The sequence below is a fragment of the Enterobacter kobei genome (assembly GCF_001729765.1).
Lineage (GTDB): Bacteria > Pseudomonadota > Gammaproteobacteria > Enterobacterales > Enterobacteriaceae > Enterobacter > Enterobacter kobei.
This window is the reverse complement of record NZ_CP017181.1, coordinates 1633790-1649714: the sequence shown is the minus strand read 5'-3', so window position 1 is coordinate 1649714 and position 15925 is coordinate 1633790. Positions and strand designations below refer to the sequence as shown.

Below are 15925 nucleotides of genomic sequence, written 5' to 3'. Positions count from 1 at the left end.
CAACCATCCATCCCATACAGATGCATGAGGGCAAAACGGCAAAATATGTCTATATGTTAGTAAACGTGATTATCGAAAAATTTAGATACATTAATGCGGCGACAGTATGTCTGACGGGAGCCTCCTATGAAAACCGGTATTGCCACGGCTCTGATTGCGTTAGTGATGCCGGTTTGCGTATTTGCTACCACGCTTCGGCTCTCTGGCGACATTGATCTTCTGGTACTGGACGGAAAAAAAGTGTCCAGCTCATTATTACGCGGTGCTGACAGCATCGAATTAGATAACGGCCCCCATCAACTGGTCTTTCGGGTAGAAAAATCGATCGGCCTGGCTAACCATGAGCAACGACTGTACATCTCTCCGCCGCTGATTATCAGCTTTAATACCCGGCAAATCAGTCAGGTGAACATTACCCTGCCTCGCCTTGAAACAGAAAAGGAATCGGCGGCCTTTGACGCCTCGCCGCGCATTGAACTGCTGGACGGCGATGCGATGCCGATCCCGGTGAAGCTGGATATTCTGGCATTAACCACGTCCCCGAAAGGCCCGGATTACGAGGCGGCTACGCAGGTTTATAACAAAGCCGGTAAACGCGCCTCCCTTCCGCAGTTTGCCACCCTGATGGCCGACGACAGTACGCTGCTTTCCGGCGTATCAGAACTGGATGTTATCCCGCCTCAGTCCCAGACGCTGACGGAACAGCGCCTGAAATTCTGGTTCCAGCAGGCCGATCCCGACACGCGGGCCCGATTTTTACAGTGGGCAAAGCAACAACCTTCATCCTAAGCCACATTTTTTTCGCCTGACGCTTGCAGCGTCAGGCGCTTCCCGTCATCGTGTAGTCAGTTAACCTGATGGATATGATTATGGAACTGACAACACGCACGCTGCCTGAACGCAAACACATTGCACTGGTGGCGCACGATCACTGTAAACAAATGCTGCTTAACTGGGTGCGCCGCCATCAGTCTTTGCTGGAAAAGCATGCCCTTTCAGCGACCGGCACCACCGGAAACCTGATCCAGCGCGAAACGGGTCTGGAGGTCAATGCGATGCTGAGCGGCCCGATGGGCGGCGATCAGCAGGTCGGCGCGCAGATTTCCGAAGGGAAGATTGACGTGCTGATCTTCTTCTGGGATCCGCTGAACGCGGTTCCGCACGATCCCGATGTTAAAGCCCTGCTGCGTCTGGCGACGGTGTGGAATATTCCGGTGGCGACAAACCTCTCGACGGCGGATTTCATCATCGAATCACCGCAGTTCAATTCGCCAGTTGATATCCTGATTCCGGACTATCAGCGTTATCTTTCTGAGAGACTGAAGTAGCTTTTTTGCCGGGTGGCGGCTTCGCCTTACCCGGCCTACCCATCCTTGCTCGTCGTCGTTACGGCTTTCTCGCTACCGGCACATCAATACTCTTCAGAATATCGACAAACACGGATGGCTCCGCTTTATTGAACAGCAGCCAGACGCGGTGACGTGCGCGCGTCATTGCCACATAAAGCAAACGTCGCTCTTCGGCATCCGGGAAATCTTCCGGCACCGGCAGTAGGACCTGTTCCATCACCGATTCACGGGCCGGAGCCGGGAAACCGTCGCTGCCCTCTTTCAGCCCCATCACAATCACATAATCGGCCTGCTGCCCTTTGCTGGCGTGAATGGTCATAAATTCAAGCTGCAGTTTCGGCCAGCGGGTAGCGGCTTTTTCCAGCGCTGCGGGTTTAAGGTGATGATAACGCGCCAGCACCAGGATACGCTCATCGGGCTTCGCATAGCCGCTGAGCTTGTCCAGCAGCGGTTCCAGCTGGTCATCCGCCAGCAGGGTGACGGCTTTTTTATCCCCAGGCCGCAGGCTGTTAAGCGGCTTGGTCAGCTGATGCGGGTTTTGCTGGATAAAACGGTTGGCGATTTCACCAATCCGGGAGTTGAAGCGATACGTGGTGTCCAGATCGCTGCGATCCCCTTCACCAAAATAGTGGTGGAACGCGGTCGTGAGTGAAAGCTGTGCGCCGCTGAAGCGATAGATGGCCTGCCAGTCATCCCCCACCGCAAACAGCGAGGTATGTTTATTTTGCGCCCGTAGCGCACAGAGCAGTGCTGCGCGCTGGGGTGAGATATCCTGAAACTCATCCACCAGAATATGTTTCCACGGACTGACAAAACGTCCTTTCTCAAGAATGACGATCGCCTGATGGCTCAAACCGGAAAAATCGACGGCATTTTCCGCCTTCAACGCGGCTTTCCAGGCTTTTAAGAGCGGTGCCATCAGTTTGACCCGCTTCGAAAATAGATCGCGGATCCCCTCTGGCGCACCTTCAATCATTTCTGCCTGTGAGCCACCGTGCATCCGCATCAGGCTGACCCAACGGTCAAGACGCGATCCCAGCCGACGCGCCAGTTTATCATCCTGCCAGAAACTGCCTTCCGGCACTGCCCAGTTGAGCTCCTCTTCCAGCCACTGACGCCACCCTTTCGCCTGCGCTTTTTTCTCACTGCACTGCTGACGCCACGTTTTGATAAACAGCGCCTGGCGCGCCTGCGTGTCATTTTCCAGTTTACTGACGGAAGGCACTTTTTTACTGCCCTGCTGAATGATATGCAGCGCAAGGGCATGGAAGGTTCTGGCAGTAATGTCCCGGGTATGCAGACGCTGCTGAATGCGTTCGTCCATCTCCTCAGCAGCCTTACGGCCAAAAGCCAGCAGCAGAATCTGATCGGCAACCGCTTCGCCGGTCGTCAGAAGCCAGCCTGCACGCGCCACCAGTACCGACGTTTTGCCGCTTCCTGCCCCCGCGAGCACCAGCAGCGACTGCTCGCCATTGACCACCGCGCGAGCCTGCGCAGGGTTGAGCGGCGAAGATTCCACCGTACTGAAAAAGTCGGCGTACTGGGCCAGCATGGCATCTGTCCAGGCCTGGTTATGCGCCAGCCGACTCTTATCCCTATCGTTCAGCCAGGCCTGACACTGACGCCAGGCGTCGCGACAGTTGTCGAACTCATCAAGACGCGTTACGGCAATCGGCAGGGCCGAGAGAGCCTGGCGAATCTTTTGCTGCAGCCCGGCAGTCTGCTGGCGGGTCAACCACGTTTGTTGCGCGTTGCTCTGGGCGATCTCGTCCAGCACCTGGTGCAGAACCTGGGCGGCAATCACGCTCATGTCGTGACTCCACTGCTGCCAGCGGGCGTTCAGGTGGTGATGAAAACGCTGGGTTTCCGCCCACTCGGTGCCGTGAAGACGCACGACTTTATCGTCTGGCAGAACAAACTCCAGCTCACCCCATACCAGCCCACGCTTGCAGTGGATGGCCAGAAGCTGATTAAACGGAATAAGGTATTCGTGGCGTTCTCCGGAGACTTTCACCCCGGCGTTGAGCAAAACAACGCTGTCATAGGGGTGTTGCGCCAGGCGTTTGCCTAATGAAGTTGCTTTCAGTTCCATGTCCCGCCAAATCCACGAAGAGATAATTTACCTGACAGTTTAACTGCCAGTTTTAAGGTGCTCCAGCCTAAAAAAACGTTACAATCATTGGGCGTTAATTTTATCGAAAGGAAGTGAGGGTTTATGCGTACCGTTCTGAATGTGTTGAATTTTGTGCTGGGCGGTTTTGCCACCACCCTTTCCTGGCTTTTTGCCACACTGGTGAGCATCGTCCTGATTTTCACACTCCCCCTGACCCGCTCCTGCTGGGAAATCACCAAACTCTCGTTAATCCCCTACGGTAACGAAGCCATCCACGTTGACGAACTGAATCCGGAAAGTAAGAACGCCCTGATGAACACGGGGGGAACCCTGCTGAACATTCTGTGGCTGATTTTCTTTGGCTGGTGGCTATGCATCATGCATATTTTTGCCGGTATTGCACAGTGCATCTCAATTATTGGGATTCCGGTAGGGCTCGCAAACTTTAAGATCGCCGCCATCGCCCTTTGGCCCGTCGGGCGCAGAGTTGTTCCGGTTGAAGTGGCCCAGGCGGCGCGTGAAGCGAACGCACGCCGTCGTTTTCAGTAAATAAGGACTGGCCGCGTTTATGCTAAGCCCACTGCTTCGCCGTTATACCTGGAACAGTTCCTGGCTTTACAACGTCAGGATTTTTATCGCGCTTTGCGGCACGGTAGCCCTGCCGTGGTGGTTGAATGACGTCAAACTCACCATCCCGCTCACGCTGGGGGTGGTGGCCGGGGCGCTTGCGGATCTGGACGATCGCCTGGCCGGTCGTTTGCGTAATCTGGTGATTACGCTCGTCTGCTTTTTTATTGCGTCAGCATCCGTTGAGTTGCTCTTCCCCTGGCCGTGGCTGTTTGCGCTGGGCCTGACGCTTTCGACCAGCGGGTTTATTTTGCTGGGTGGACTGGGGCAGCGCTACGCCACCATCGCCTTCGGCGCCTTACTGATCGCCATCTATACCATGCTGGGCGTATCACTTTACGACCAGTGGTACCAGCAACCTCTACTGCTGTTGCTGGGCGCCATCTGGTATAACCTGCTGACGTTAACCGGCCATCTTATCTTCCCGGTTCGCCCGCTGCAGGATAACCTTGCCCGTAGCTTTGAGCAGTTGGCCCATTATCTGGAACTGAAATCCCGGCTGTTTGACCCGGATATTGAAGAAGAAAGCCAGGCGCCGCTTTACGATCTGGCGCTGGCAAACGGTCAGCTGGTCACTACCCTTAACCAGACGAAAGCCTCGCTGCTTACCCGTCTGCGCGGCGATCGCGGTCAGCGTGGAACGCGAAGAACCTTACACTACTATTTTGCCGCCCAGGACATTCATGAACGCGCCAGTTCCTCGCATGTTCAGTATGCCGCCCTGCGTGAAAAGTTTCGCTACAGCGACGTGATGTTCCGCTTCCAGCGCCTGCTGTCCATGCAGTCCCTGGCCTGCCAGCAGCTCTCGCGATCCATTCTGCTGCGCACGCCCTATCAGCATGACCCCCGTTTCGAACGCGTGTTTAGCCATCTTGATGCGGCGCTCGATCGCGTTCAGGCCAGCGGAACATCACCGGAACATATCAAAGCGCTGGGTTTTCTGCTCAACAACCTGCGGGCTATAGATGCTCAGCTGGCGACCATCGAATCCGAACAGGCGATGGCGCAACCGGGTAATGATGTGGAAAATCAGCTGGCTGATGACAGCGTGCATAGCTTTAGCGATATGTGGCTACGGCTGAGCCGCAACTTTACGCCAGAGTCGGCGCTCTTTCGCCACGCGGTGAGAATGTCTCTGGTGCTATGCGTCGGTTATGCCTTTATCCAGATAACCGGTTTGCAGCATGGCTACTGGATCCTGCTGACCAGCCTGTTTGTCTGCCAGCCAAACTATAACGCCACCCGGCACCGCCTTGCGCTGCGTATTATCGGTACGCTGGTCGGTGTCGCGATTGGACTTCCCGTGCTGTACTTCGTGCCTTCTGTTGAAGGGCAGCTGGTGCTGATTGTGATTACCGGCGTGTTGTTTTTCGCGTTTCGCAACGTGCAGTACGCTCATGCCACCATGTTCATCACGCTGCTGGTGCTGCTCTGCTTTAACCTGCTAGGTGAAGGGTTCGAGGTCGCCCTGCCTCGCGTGCTCGATACCCTGATCGGCTGTGCGATTGCCTGGGCAGCGGTGAGCTTTATCTGGCCGGACTGGCGTTTCCGTAATTTACCGCGTGTGTTAGACAGGGCATTGAACGCCAACTGCCGATACCTGGATGCCATCCTTGAGCAGTACCACCAGGGACGCGATAACCGTCTGGCTTATCGGATAGCCCGCCGCGATGCGCACAACAGTGATGCTGAACTGGCTTCGGTTGTCTCTAACATGTCAACGGAGCCTCGTGCCACGGCCGAGATGCGTGAGACGGCTTTCCGGTTGCTCTGCCTCAACCATACCTTCACCAGCTATATTTCCACGCTGGGTGCACACCGCGAGAAACTGGTCAACCCGGGCATACTCAACCTGCTGGATGACGCGGTCTGCTACGTCGATGATGCACTGCATCACCGGCCAGCCGATGAACCGAAAGTGAGACAGTCGCTGGATGAACTGACTCAACGTATCGCGCGTCTTGAGCCAGGAAACGACAGCAAAGCGCCGCTGGTGCTACAGCAGATTGGCCTGCTTATCGCTCTGCTGCCAGAAATTTGCCGGTTACAACAGCAAATCGCTACCTGGAGGAGTGATTCTTCTGTGGCTCAGGCAGCGCATTAAACCACTCCGTCAACTCCCGGCGAGTGCCTGCCGGGAGTGCCGCCTCATGCAAACCCTCAATAGCCCCCTCAAGGGCGAAGAGCACTTTAATACCGAGTGCCCTATTTTTAGCCCGCATCTTTAACCAGCACTCCCTGGCACCCAGTGCCCGCAGCGTCTCTTCGTTAGTAATGCCAGCTTCAAAAAGTAATACCTCAAGCTGAAAGGTCAGGTTTGGCAGATCTTTAAGCCGGTTTCGTTGATGGCGCTGACAGCGCTCTTTCCTCGCCGCATTGAGCGCGAAAGAGGAGAGCTGAAGCAGCCGTTCCCTGTCTTGCCACAGTCCATCATCGACACGGTAATAGTTGAGAAGTACCGGGCGGCCTCGTTTCATTAACGTCAAAAAAGAGGCGGCATTTTTTACACAGTATTTCGCGCTTTCTTCACAGGCGCGAAGGTACAGCTCGCCATCTGACACCATGGCAAAAACCGCGTCATCTATCGCCAGGGTATAGCCACCGAACAGTGCGCGATGATGAATTTCTCCTAGCGGTGAGAGGTATTCCTGGGATTGATAAATCCGTTCATAAGATATCTTTTTCGTGATATTTCTCTTCTAAATCATAAGGTAACAGCGAAATTTCTTACTAGCGGATCCGTTAGCAGGAAAATAGGCAACTTAGCGCCGTTGAGCAAGATGATTTTTCGAGGGGCATCAACATTGAACGAATTTTGCGAGTCGCTTTCCGAAAATGAGGTTGATCTTTATGCATACAGGGGTTACTGTATATCCATACAGTAACTACAGGGCTGGAATGAATATGTACACTTCAGGCTATGCAAATCGCTCAACTTCTCTCTCCTCTACCGCGGGCACTGTCGCGCACAACACCGTTGGGGGTGTTTCGACGGGGCTTATTAGTGAAGTGGTTTATCGTGAAGACCAGCCTCTGTTGACCCAACTCCTGCTACTGCCTTTATTACAGCAGCTTGGTCAGCAATCGCGCTGGCAGCTCTGGCTGACGCCACAGCAAAAATTGAGCCGTGAATGGGTTCAGTCCGCAGGCCTGCCGCTGGCTAAGGTGATGCAGATTAACCAACTCTCTCCCTGCGATACCGTTGAGTCTATGGTTCGCGCGTTGCGCACTGGAAATTACAGCGTGGTGATCGGCTGGTTACCCGAAGAACTGACGGAAGAGGAACATTTTCGTCTGACTGAAGCGGCTGAAGAAGGGAATGCGATCGGGTTCATCATGCGCCCGGTTCGTCCAGATTCTTATCGCAGAGGACAACTTTCTGGGCTAAAAATTCACTCAAATTTGTATCATTGAGCGAAATTAAGATTTTTCCTGGAATTTTTTTTGACCGCAAGATACGGATTTAGTTCCCGGCGTCAAAATTGCGGCAAGGCGCGTCTGGAGCGGTTCTCCTTAATTTTACTGCACAAAATTCGTTCTAAAAATGTTAAATAATAGGTATACGGAACTTTTTTTTTCATATGCCTGACAGACTTCACACTTGTAAGTTTTCAGCTACGTTGTAGACTTTACATCGCCAGGGGTGCTCGGCCTAAGCCGAAGATATCGGTAGATTTATATTTGACCACGCCCCCCGGTGAAGGATTTAACCGTGATTCTCTACTTGAGACATTCATGGCGAATTTTGGATGATAACGAGGCGCAAAAAATGAAAAAGACAGCTATCGCGATTGCAGTGGCACTGGCTGGCTTCGCTACCGTAGCGCAGGCCGCTCCGAAAGATAATACCTGGTATGCAGGTGGTAAACTGGGCTGGTCTCAGTTCCACGACACCGGCTGGTACAACAGCAGCCTGAACAATGATGGCCCTACTCACGAGAGCCAGCTTGGTGCAGGTGCGTTCGGTGGCTATCAGGTTAACCCGTATGTTGGTTTTGAAATGGGTTACGACTGGTTAGGTCGTATGCCATACAAAGGCGACAACGTTAATGGCGCTTTTAAAGCTCAAGGCGTACAGCTGACCGCTAAACTGGGTTACCCAGTAACTGACGATCTGGACGTGTACACCCGTCTGGGTGGTATGGTATGGCGCGCTGACTCCAGCAACAGCATCGCTGGCGACGACCATGACACCGGTGTTTCCCCAGTATTCGCTGGTGGCGTTGAGTGGGCTATGACCCGTGACATCGCTACCCGTCTGGAATACCAGTGGGTTAACAACATTGGCGACGGTGCTACCGTTGGCGTTCGTCCAGACAACGGCATGCTGAGCGTAGGTGTTTCCTACCGTTTCGGCCAGCAGGAAGATGCAGCACCAGTTGTTGCTCCAGCGCCGGCTCCAGCTCCAGAAGTACAGACCAAGCACTTCACTCTGAAGTCTGACGTTCTGTTCAACTTCAACAAAGCGACTCTGAAACCAGAAGGCCAGCAGGCACTGGATCAGCTGTACACCCAGCTGAGCAACCTGGATCCTAAAGACGGTTCCGTAGTGGTTCTGGGCTTCACCGACCGTATCGGTTCTGACGCTTACAACCAGAAACTGTCTGAGAAACGTGCTCAGTCTGTTGTTGATTACCTGATCTCTAAAGGTATCCCAGCTAACAAGATCTCCCCACGTGGTATGGGCGAATCTAACCCAGTTACTGGCAACACCTGTGACAACGTGAAAGCTCGCGCTGCACTGATCGACTGCCTGGCTCCAGATCGTCGCGTAGAGATCGAAGTTAAAGGCGTTAAAGACGTTGTAACTCAGCCAGCGGCATAAGTTATCGTCTTATAAAAAAACCCCGCAATGCGGGGTTTTTTATTGTCTGAAGAAAAACACAAATCTACTTTTTGCCCAGCAACGCCTGAAGGTCGTTTTTTAGCGACGACATTTGGTTAGCATACTTCTCTTTATGTTCGGCATCCTCAATCAACTGCACGATGGTTTCCGACAGCGTTTTACCACGCCGTTGCGCTAGCCCAGCCAGACGCTGCCAGACCACGAACTCCAGATCGATTGATTTTTTACGCGTGTGCTGATGCTCAGCATTAAAATGCCGTTTGCGTCGCGCGCGGATCGTTTGCTTCATCCGGTTTAACAACGCGGGATTGATGTGTTTCTCAATCCAGCCGTTAACCTGTACCGGTTCATTCTCGAGGGTCAGCAAAATATCCACGGCTTCTTGTGCAGCGCTGGCTTCGATGTAGCAGGTGATCAGCTCCCCTTCACGGTGCTTTTTGACCAGGTACTTCCATTTCCAGCCGCTTTCGAGATTTTCCAGTTGTTGATATTTCATTGCGATCTCAGTGTTACCACGTAACTCTGTTCAGAATATCAGTTTTTTGGCAATCTGCTGAAAAGAAATCATATCCTGTGAGTCAATGCAGCCATTCCCGCTGTCGAAATACCCAATCCTGCTTGGGTAGATCCCCCCGCTTACGGTATACTCCACGCTTTTACATCTGACTAAAAAACATCAACTTTGACGATTACGAAACTTGCATGGCGTGACCTTGTTCCGGATACCGAGAGCTATCAGGACCTGTTTTCACAGCCCGAACTCGCAACAGAACATCCATTCATCCTTAGCGATACGCAACCCCGTTTGCATTATGCGCTTGAGCAGGCGTTAAGCCCATGGGAGACATCGCCCTTCATGCTGCTGAAAGCCCCCGAAGAGGCGGAATATCTGACGCTTCTCGGGGACGCTATGCGCCAGTTGCGCCCGGAAGCGAACGCGGTCTTTGGCGGCCAGTATCGTATCGCGGGAGATAAGATCGCCTTCGAACCGGCGGACCAGGCCGATGACCGTTTTGCAGCGACAGGTGAAGTCATTACCGCTAACTGGGTCGAGGCTGAACAACTCTTTGGCTGTCTGCGTCAGTTCAACGGTGAGCTTTCACTGCAACCGGGTCTGGTACATCGCGCAAACGGCGGCGTGCTGATCATCTCTCTGCGCACCCTGCTCTCGCAGCCGCTGCTGTGGATGCGCCTGAAAACGATTGTGACCCAGCAACGCTTTGACTGGGTCGGTTACGATGAGTCTCGTCCTCTGCCGGTCTCCGTGCCGTCAATGCCGCTGTCGCTGACCGTCGTGCTGACGGGCGATCGTGAATCGCTGGCTGACTTCCAGGAAATGGAGCCGGAACTGGCTGAGCTGGCGGTTTACAGCGAATACGAAGACAACATCCAGGTAGCCGATGCTGATGACATGGCGCAGTGGTGTCAGTGGGTGCTGGCCGTTGCGGAACGCTTTGCATTGCCAATGCCTGCCGCTGACGCGTGGCCGGGTTTGATCCGCGAAGCGGTTCGTTATACCGGTGACCAGGAAACCCTGCCGCTCAGTCCACTCTGGATAGGCAAGCAGCTGCGTGAAGTGGGTACGATCAGCGGTAAAGGTGCGTTTACTGGCGAACAGCTCATGCAGATGCTGGCGCAGCGTGAGTGGCGCGAAGGCTATCTTGCTGACCGCATGCAGGATGAAATTCTGCTGGAACAAATTCTGGTCGAGACCGAAGGTGAACGCGTCGGCCAGATTAACGCCCTGTCAGTGATTGAATTCCCTGGCCACCCGCGCGCGTTCGGGGAACCCTCACGCATCAGCTGTGTGGTGCATGTTGGCGATGGCGAGTTCACCGATATTGAACGCAAAGCCGAGCTGGGCGGTAACATTCACGCCAAAGGCATGATGATCATGCAGGCGTTTTTGATGTCTGAGCTGCAGCTTGAGCAGCAAATCCCCTTCTCCGCCTCGCTGACGTTTGAACAATCCTATAGCGAAGTGGATGGCGATAGCGCCTCTATGGCGGAGCTCTGCGCCTTAATCAGCGCCCTGGCAGACGTGCCGATCAACCAGAACCTCGCTATCACCGGTTCGGTCGATCAGTTCGGTCGTGCTCAGCCTGTTGGCGGTCTGAACGAAAAAATTGAAGGCTTCTTCTCTATCTGTCAGCAGCGTGGTTTAAACGGCAAACAGGGTGTGATTATTCCAGCACCCAATGTACGCCATTTAAGCCTTAGCCAGGCTATTCTGGACGCGGTTGAGCAGGAACAATTCGCCATCTGGGCCATCGAAGGGATTGAGGATGCACTACCCTTACTGACAAACCTGGTATGGGATGGCGAGGGGCAGACGACCCTGATGCAGACCATCCAGGAGCGAATTGCTCAGGCGACACAGCAGGATGCTCGCCACCGTTATCCATGGCCGTTACGCTGGCTGGGCTGGTTTAATTCAAACTGATCGGACTTGTTCAGCGTACACGTGTTAGCTATCCTGCGTCCTTCACTAAAATAAGGCTTACTGAGAACATGGTAGATAAACGCGAATCCTATACAAAAGAAGATCTTCTTGCCTCTGGTCGCGGTGAACTGTTTGGCGCGAAAGGCCCACAGTTACCGGCCCCGAACATGCTGATGATGGACCGTGTCGTGAAAATGACCGAAACCGGCGGCAACTTCGATAAGGGTTACGTAGAAGCAGAACTCGATATCAACCCGGACCTGTGGTTCTTCGGTTGCCACTTCATTGGCGATCCGGTAATGCCTGGCTGCCTGGGCCTGGATGCCATGTGGCAGCTGGTTGGCTTCTATCTGGGCTGGCTGGGTGGTGAAGGCAAAGGCCGCGCACTGGGCGTGGGCGAAGTGAAATTCACCGGCCAGGTTCTGCCTACAGCGAAGAAAGTGACCTATCGTATTCACTTCAAGCGCATTGTTAACCGTCGCCTGATTATGGGCCTGGCGGATGGCGAAGTGCTGGTAGATGGTCGTCTGATCTATACCGCGAACGACCTGAAAGTAGGCCTGTTCCAGGACACTTCCGCATTCTGATGTTGCGTTAGGCCCTCCCAGAAAGGCGAAACCTCCGCAGTGCGGAGGTTTCTTTTTTTAAAGAGACGTTATCAGGCAATGAGTGCCCTGTCGCCGATGGCTTCTCGCCAGCCTCCAAGCCATTGTGACCTTTGATTTATCGTCTGATAAGGACACATTTCTTTAGAACGTCCAGCGATGCCGGCCTGATAACCACGTTGATGAGCCCGTTCCAGGCGATCTCGTTTCTGTCTCTTCATGCCTCGTTTCCCTCATTCTTTTGTCTGGTGGAAAGAAAACAGTGTCTGCACTCAATGCACAGGCACAGATAACGAATACCCCGAATTCATTGCAGCGTCAATGTTCAAAATTCATACGGGTGTCATATTTGTGAGCTAGCCAGAAGATCATTTGTACAAAAAGTGTGACCCGGCACAAGTAACAACCTGAAGCCAAAACGAAAAAAAAACCGCAATCAGCGACAGGCCAATTGCGGTTTTTGATGATGAATTTTACTTATGGCAGCCGGGAAATCTCCCTGGCGATACTGGCTGACTCCTGCGCCCAACCCTGAGCAAGGACTTTCACCATTTCATCATAGCCATCTTTCTGCTGCTTCAGTTCCAGATGGAAAGGACGTTTAATCAGCTGTCCCTGATGATTCAGCAGCCACTCTCCGCTGATGATAACGGCACCGTCATACCGACCATGGAAGCCCGTTACCGTGACGTTCAGCGTATCCTGATCGCTACCCAGTGGCTGGGAAGCGACAACCCAGCCCGGAAGCTGGCTGCTCAGATTTGCCACCAGCGTATTGCGCAACTGCTGATCCAGCGGGCTGGCCCACAGGTTATTGTTGGCAATGGTGTACTGTACATCGCTGGTCTGGTAGACCACCCCGTTGCCGGCCAGATAGTCCGGCACGGCAACTTGCTCAACCCACAGCAGACGGTTGCCTTGCGAAGCGGTACTCTGGGTACCTGCCTGCGCCATCAGCGGTAGCTGATAGTAGCTTTTCGTTTCACTTCCTGAGCTACAGGCCGTAAGGACCATCGCTCCTGCAATCGCTAGCCATTTTTTCATTGTTTCGCCCTCTTCGGCTCAGGATCCTTTTTATCTTTCGCTTCAAACACCAGCGCGTTGCTCTTCTCGTTGAGCGTTTTCAGAACCGGCTGCAGTTCGCGCAAGACCTGATCAAGACGCTGCATATCTGCCACCATCTTGTTATACGCCGCCGAGCCTGGCTGGAAGCCCTGCATACTGCGGTTCAGCTCGCGCAGCGTTTTCTGCATATCCTGCGGCAACTGCTGCATGCTCTGGCTTGCGGTGAGCTTATTGATGTTATCCAGCGTGGTTTGCAGGCGTTGCATCGTCGCCTGGCTTTGATGTAACGAACCTGTCGCGGCTTCAATCATTGGGTTCAGCGGCAGATTGTTAATCTTATCCAGCGTTTCCATCAGACGCTGCTGGATCTGAGCCAGTCCGCTGCTCACGGTTGGGATGATTTTATAGCCACCGAATTCACGAATGCCGGTAATCGGCGGCGCTTTTGGATAGAAATCCATATCCACATACAGCGCACCCGTCACCAGGTTGCCGGTCTTCAACGACCCGCGCAGACCACGTTCCATCAGTTGAGAGATATGCGTGGCAATATCCTGGTTCTCGCCAATCTGGTTGATCAGACGTTCTGGTTCGATACGAATCAGTACCGGAATGCGGTAATCATCATCCAGGACCTGCTGCAGACCAGGCACAAAGAACGGTACTTGCCCAACCGTACCGAGACGAATGCCGCGGAACTCAACCGGCGCTCCCGGCTGCAGGCCACGAACGGAGTCTTTAAAGAACATCAGGAAGTCAACGTGATCGGTGTAGAGCGCTTCCTGAATGCTTTTTTGATCGTCAAACAGGCGGAAAGCCGTGTTCTCCGCAACCGGCTGCCCCAGATCCAGACCTTCCGGCACGTCAAAACTTACGCCACCGCCAAACAGCGTTGTCAGGGAGCCCATTTCAACACGCATGCCCGCCGAGGTCAGATCAACCGCGATGCCGCTGTCTTTCCAGAAACGGACATTACTGGTGACCAGACGATCGTTAGGTGCATTAATGAACAGCTGATAGCTGATGGATCTTTTCTGAGGGTCAAACGTGCTTTTCTCAACCGAACCCACGCGATAACCGCGGAACAACACCGGATCGCCCGCCGTGAGCTGGCCCGCTTTTTTACTGTCTAAAATCACGCGGATACCTTTTGCATCCGGCGGAGCAAGCGGCGGTGAATCCAGAAGCTGATATTGCCCCGGCTGGTTACCTTTTGTACCCGGCTGGAGTTCAATATAGGCACCTGACAGCAACGTTCCTAAGCCGCTGATCCCTTCGCGCCCCACCTGCGGTTTAACCACCCAGAAAACAGAATCGCCATGCAGCAGTTTTTCCATGCCGGCATTCAGGCGCGCCTTGATCTCCACATGGGTTAAATCGTCGGTCAGGGTTGCACTTTCCACCACGCCCACATCCACGCTGCGGCTTTTGATGGTCGTTTTACCGCCCTCAATCCCCTCGGCATTGGTGGTAATCAGCGTCACTTCCGGTCCCTGATGGCTGTAATGATAAAACAGGATCCAGGCACCGATCAGCGCCGTCACGATGGGGAAAATCCACACCGGCGACCAGTTTTTGACCTTCTGCACTTTCGCCTCTCCACTCTTATTTTCCATGCTCTTACTCTTCCTCATGGCTTGATTCAGGCTCACGATCCCACGATAAACGAGGGTCGAAGGTCATGGCCGCAAACATGGTCATAATCACGACCAGCGCAAACATTAAAGCCCCCATCGCGGGATAAATACTCATCAAACCGCCCATCCGCACCAGCGCAGAAAGAACGGCAATCACAAACACGTCGATCATTGACCAGCGACCAACAAACTCGACCACCTCATAAATCAGGTGCATGCGTTCGCTGTCGCGCTTTCCGTGACCTTTTGCATCCCAACAGAGCCAGGCAATGGCGATCATTTTTAGGGTGGGTACCATAATACTGGCGATGAAAATCACGCCGGCGACCGGATAAGATCCTTCGCCCCAGAGCAGGATCACCCCCGCGAGGATCGTCGAGGGCATTTTGTCGCCAAGCAGGTCGGTGATCATAATCGGCAGAATATTGGCGGGCAGATACAGCATGACGGATGTCACCAGCAGCGCCATTGTCCACTGCAGGCTGTTCTTGCGACGGACGTGGCCTTTCGTTTCGCAGCGCGGACACACGTCGAGATCGGCGGGCAGCACGGCGGTACAGCACGGACAGGAACGCAGCCCCTGGCGGATACCCGGCACACCGACCTTCACCGTCTGTGCAAGCGTCGGTGCCGGGGCGATATCGTCCCACGCCCAGCGCCTGTCCACGCACTGGAAGGCGCGCAGCTGCAGGACGCAATACAGGCACCAGGGAACAAAGCTACTGCCAATCCCCACATCGCCATACGCCATCAGCTTCACGAAACTGACCAGTATCCCGGCCAGAAAGATCTCGGCCATCCCCCAGCTTTTGAGCTGGAAAAGGACACGCGCGAGCCGGATTTTCAGTGATGTCGGCATCCTGACGCGGTTGACCAGCAGAAGAATGACCACCAGGCAAAACGCCGGGACTATCTGGACAAACAACAGAAAAAAGGTGCCGAGGCTGGCGTAATCTTCCGAGAACATCACGCCCGGGATTTCAAGCAGATCCACCTGGCTTGTCATCCCCCCCACCTTCATATAGATGAAGGGGAAGAGATTGGAGAGCAGCAGCATAAATAATGCCGCTAGTGCGTAAGCAGTGGGACGCTGCCTTGGCGCGTCCCACTCGGTCGTCAGCGTTGCGCCGCAACGAGGACACAGGGCTTTATGTCCGTGACCAAGCTCTGGCAACGCCACGAGCATATCGCATTGCGAGCATAATATATGCCTGTCGGCATGGTGCTGGTCACACATATG

Annotated in this window: 15 protein-coding genes; 8 read left to right on the top strand and 7 right to left on the bottom strand. The window is 54.0% G+C overall.

Features of this window, described 5'->3' with window-relative positions; translation table 11 throughout:
* The first annotated feature begins 126 nt into the window (after positions 1-126).
* Both csgI and mgsA read left to right on the top strand, forming a co-directional pair.
* Positions 127-789 carry a curli synthesis inhibitor gene (csgI, locus tag BFV64_RS07820; protein ID WP_023332617.1) on the top strand — a complete coding sequence of 221 codons (663 nt, stop codon included), beginning with the start codon at positions 127-129 and terminating at the stop codon, positions 787-789.
* An 80-nt stretch (positions 790-869) separates the two neighbouring features.
* Positions 870-1328, top strand: a complete 459-nt coding sequence (mgsA, locus tag BFV64_RS07815) for a methylglyoxal synthase (protein WP_008499922.1) — start codon at positions 870-872, stop codon at positions 1326-1328.
* Between the two features lie 58 nt (positions 1329-1386).
* On the opposite strand, the gene helD is transcribed toward mgsA, so the two are convergent.
* Complete coding sequence (gene helD / locus BFV64_RS07810) at positions 1387-3441, bottom strand: DNA helicase IV (protein ID WP_069601892.1); 2055 nt, start codon at positions 3439-3441, stop codon at positions 1387-1389.
* 123 nt (positions 3442-3564) lie between these two features.
* Here helD and BFV64_RS07805 point away from each other — a divergent pair, with 123 nt between their 5' ends.
* On the top strand, positions 3565-4011 hold the full coding sequence (locus BFV64_RS07805) for a YccF domain-containing protein (protein ID WP_014883256.1): 447 nt from the start codon (positions 3565-3567) through the stop codon (positions 4009-4011).
* 19 nt (positions 4012-4030) lie between these two features.
* Positions 4031-6193, top strand: a complete 2163-nt coding sequence (yccS, locus tag BFV64_RS07800; RefSeq protein ID WP_023332614.1) for a YccS family putative transporter — start codon at positions 4031-4033, stop codon at positions 6191-6193.
* Here the strand turns inward: yccS and BFV64_RS07795 are convergent.
* A complete protein-coding gene (locus BFV64_RS07795; protein WP_069601891.1) occupies positions 6150-6779 on the bottom strand; it encodes a TfoX/Sxy family DNA transformation protein in 630 nt (209 codons plus the stop codon). The two genes, yccS and BFV64_RS07795, sit on opposite strands and share 44 nt — an antisense overlap.
* Before the next feature lie 214 nt (positions 6780-6993).
* On the opposite strand from BFV64_RS07795, the gene sulA reads away from it, so the two are divergent.
* Both sulA and ompA read left to right on the top strand, forming a co-directional pair.
* Entirely contained in the window at positions 6994-7503 is a 510-nt protein-coding gene (sulA, locus tag BFV64_RS07790) for an SOS-induced cell division inhibitor SulA (RefSeq protein WP_014883253.1), read from the top strand.
* A gap of 355 nt (positions 7504-7858) precedes the next feature.
* Positions 7859-8914: a porin OmpA gene (gene ompA / locus BFV64_RS07785; protein ID WP_014883252.1), complete on the top strand. Its 1056-nt coding sequence runs from the start codon at positions 7859-7861 to the stop codon at positions 8912-8914.
* 64 nt (positions 8915-8978) lie between these two features.
* On the opposite strand, the gene matP is transcribed toward ompA, so the two are convergent.
* The gene (matP, locus tag BFV64_RS07780) at positions 8979-9431 is read right to left on the bottom strand and encodes a macrodomain Ter protein MatP (RefSeq protein WP_023332611.1); all 453 of its coding nucleotides are present in this window, start codon (positions 9429-9431) and stop codon (positions 8979-8981) included.
* A 186-nt stretch (positions 9432-9617) separates the two neighbouring features.
* Between matP and BFV64_RS07775 the strand changes: the two genes are divergently transcribed.
* Together BFV64_RS07775 and fabA are read left to right on the top strand one after the other, a co-directional pair.
* Positions 9618-11378, top strand: coding sequence for an AAA family ATPase (locus BFV64_RS07775; RefSeq protein WP_069601890.1), 1761 nt, complete (start codon positions 9618-9620; stop codon positions 11376-11378).
* A gap of 68 nt (positions 11379-11446) precedes the next feature.
* Positions 11447-11965, top strand: a complete 519-nt coding sequence (gene fabA / locus BFV64_RS07770; protein WP_000227926.1) for a bifunctional 3-hydroxydecanoyl-ACP dehydratase/trans-2-decenoyl-ACP isomerase — start codon at positions 11447-11449, stop codon at positions 11963-11965.
* Between the two features lie 71 nt (positions 11966-12036).
* Here the strand turns inward: fabA and rmf are convergent, their stop codons facing one another.
* The 4 genes from rmf to pqiA form a co-directional block, all read right to left on the bottom strand.
* On the bottom strand, positions 12037-12204 hold the full coding sequence (rmf, locus tag BFV64_RS07765) for a ribosome modulation factor (protein ID WP_013097261.1): 168 nt from the start codon (positions 12202-12204) through the stop codon (positions 12037-12039).
* Between the two features lie 256 nt (positions 12205-12460).
* Entirely contained in the window at positions 12461-13027 is a 567-nt protein-coding gene (gene pqiC, locus BFV64_RS07760; protein WP_069601889.1) for a membrane integrity-associated transporter subunit PqiC, read from the bottom strand.
* Positions 13024-14664 (bottom strand): intermembrane transport protein PqiB, encoded by a 1641-nt coding sequence (gene pqiB / locus BFV64_RS07755; RefSeq protein ID WP_069601888.1) that lies wholly within the window; start codon positions 14662-14664, stop codon positions 13024-13026. The genes pqiC and pqiB overlap by 4 nt, the downstream gene beginning before the upstream one ends.
* Before the next feature lie 4 nt (positions 14665-14668).
* Complete coding sequence (gene pqiA / locus BFV64_RS07750; RefSeq protein ID WP_014883247.1) at positions 14669-15922, bottom strand: membrane integrity-associated transporter subunit PqiA; 1254 nt, start codon at positions 15920-15922, stop codon at positions 14669-14671.
* Between the last annotated feature and the right edge of the window lie 3 nt (positions 15923-15925).

Bases quoted from the DNA above. Each gene is read 5' to 3' on its own strand.
- csgI (WP_023332617.1), top strand. From the start codon at position 127: ATGAAAACCGGTATTGCCACGGCTCTGATTGCGTTAGTGATGCCGGTT.
- mgsA (WP_008499922.1), top strand. From the start codon at position 870: ATGGAACTGACAACACGCACGCTGCCTGAACGCAAACACATTGCACTG.
- helD (WP_069601892.1), bottom strand. From the start codon at position 3,441: ATGGAACTGAAAGCAACTTCATTAGGCAAACGCCTGGCGCAACACCCC.
- BFV64_RS07805 (WP_014883256.1), top strand. From the start codon at position 3,565: ATGCGTACCGTTCTGAATGTGTTGAATTTTGTGCTGGGCGGTTTTGCC.
- yccS (WP_023332614.1), top strand. From the start codon at position 4,031: ATGCTAAGCCCACTGCTTCGCCGTTATACCTGGAACAGTTCCTGGCTT.
- sulA (WP_014883253.1), top strand. From the start codon at position 6,994: ATGTACACTTCAGGCTATGCAAATCGCTCAACTTCTCTCTCCTCTACC.
- ompA (WP_014883252.1), top strand. From the start codon at position 7,859: ATGAAAAAGACAGCTATCGCGATTGCAGTGGCACTGGCTGGCTTCGCT.
- matP (WP_023332611.1), bottom strand. From the start codon at position 9,431: ATGAAATATCAACAACTGGAAAATCTCGAAAGCGGCTGGAAATGGAAG.
- fabA (WP_000227926.1), top strand. From the start codon at position 11,447: ATGGTAGATAAACGCGAATCCTATACAAAAGAAGATCTTCTTGCCTCT.
- rmf (WP_013097261.1), bottom strand. From the start codon at position 12,204: ATGAAGAGACAGAAACGAGATCGCCTGGAACGGGCTCATCAACGTGGT.
- pqiC (WP_069601889.1), bottom strand. From the start codon at position 13,027: ATGAAAAAATGGCTAGCGATTGCAGGAGCGATGGTCCTTACGGCCTGT.
- pqiB (WP_069601888.1), bottom strand. From the start codon at position 14,664: ATGGAAAATAAGAGTGGAGAGGCGAAAGTGCAGAAGGTCAAAAACTGG.
- pqiA (WP_014883247.1), bottom strand. From the start codon at position 15,922: ATGTGTGACCAGCACCATGCCGACAGGCATATATTATGCTCGCAATGC.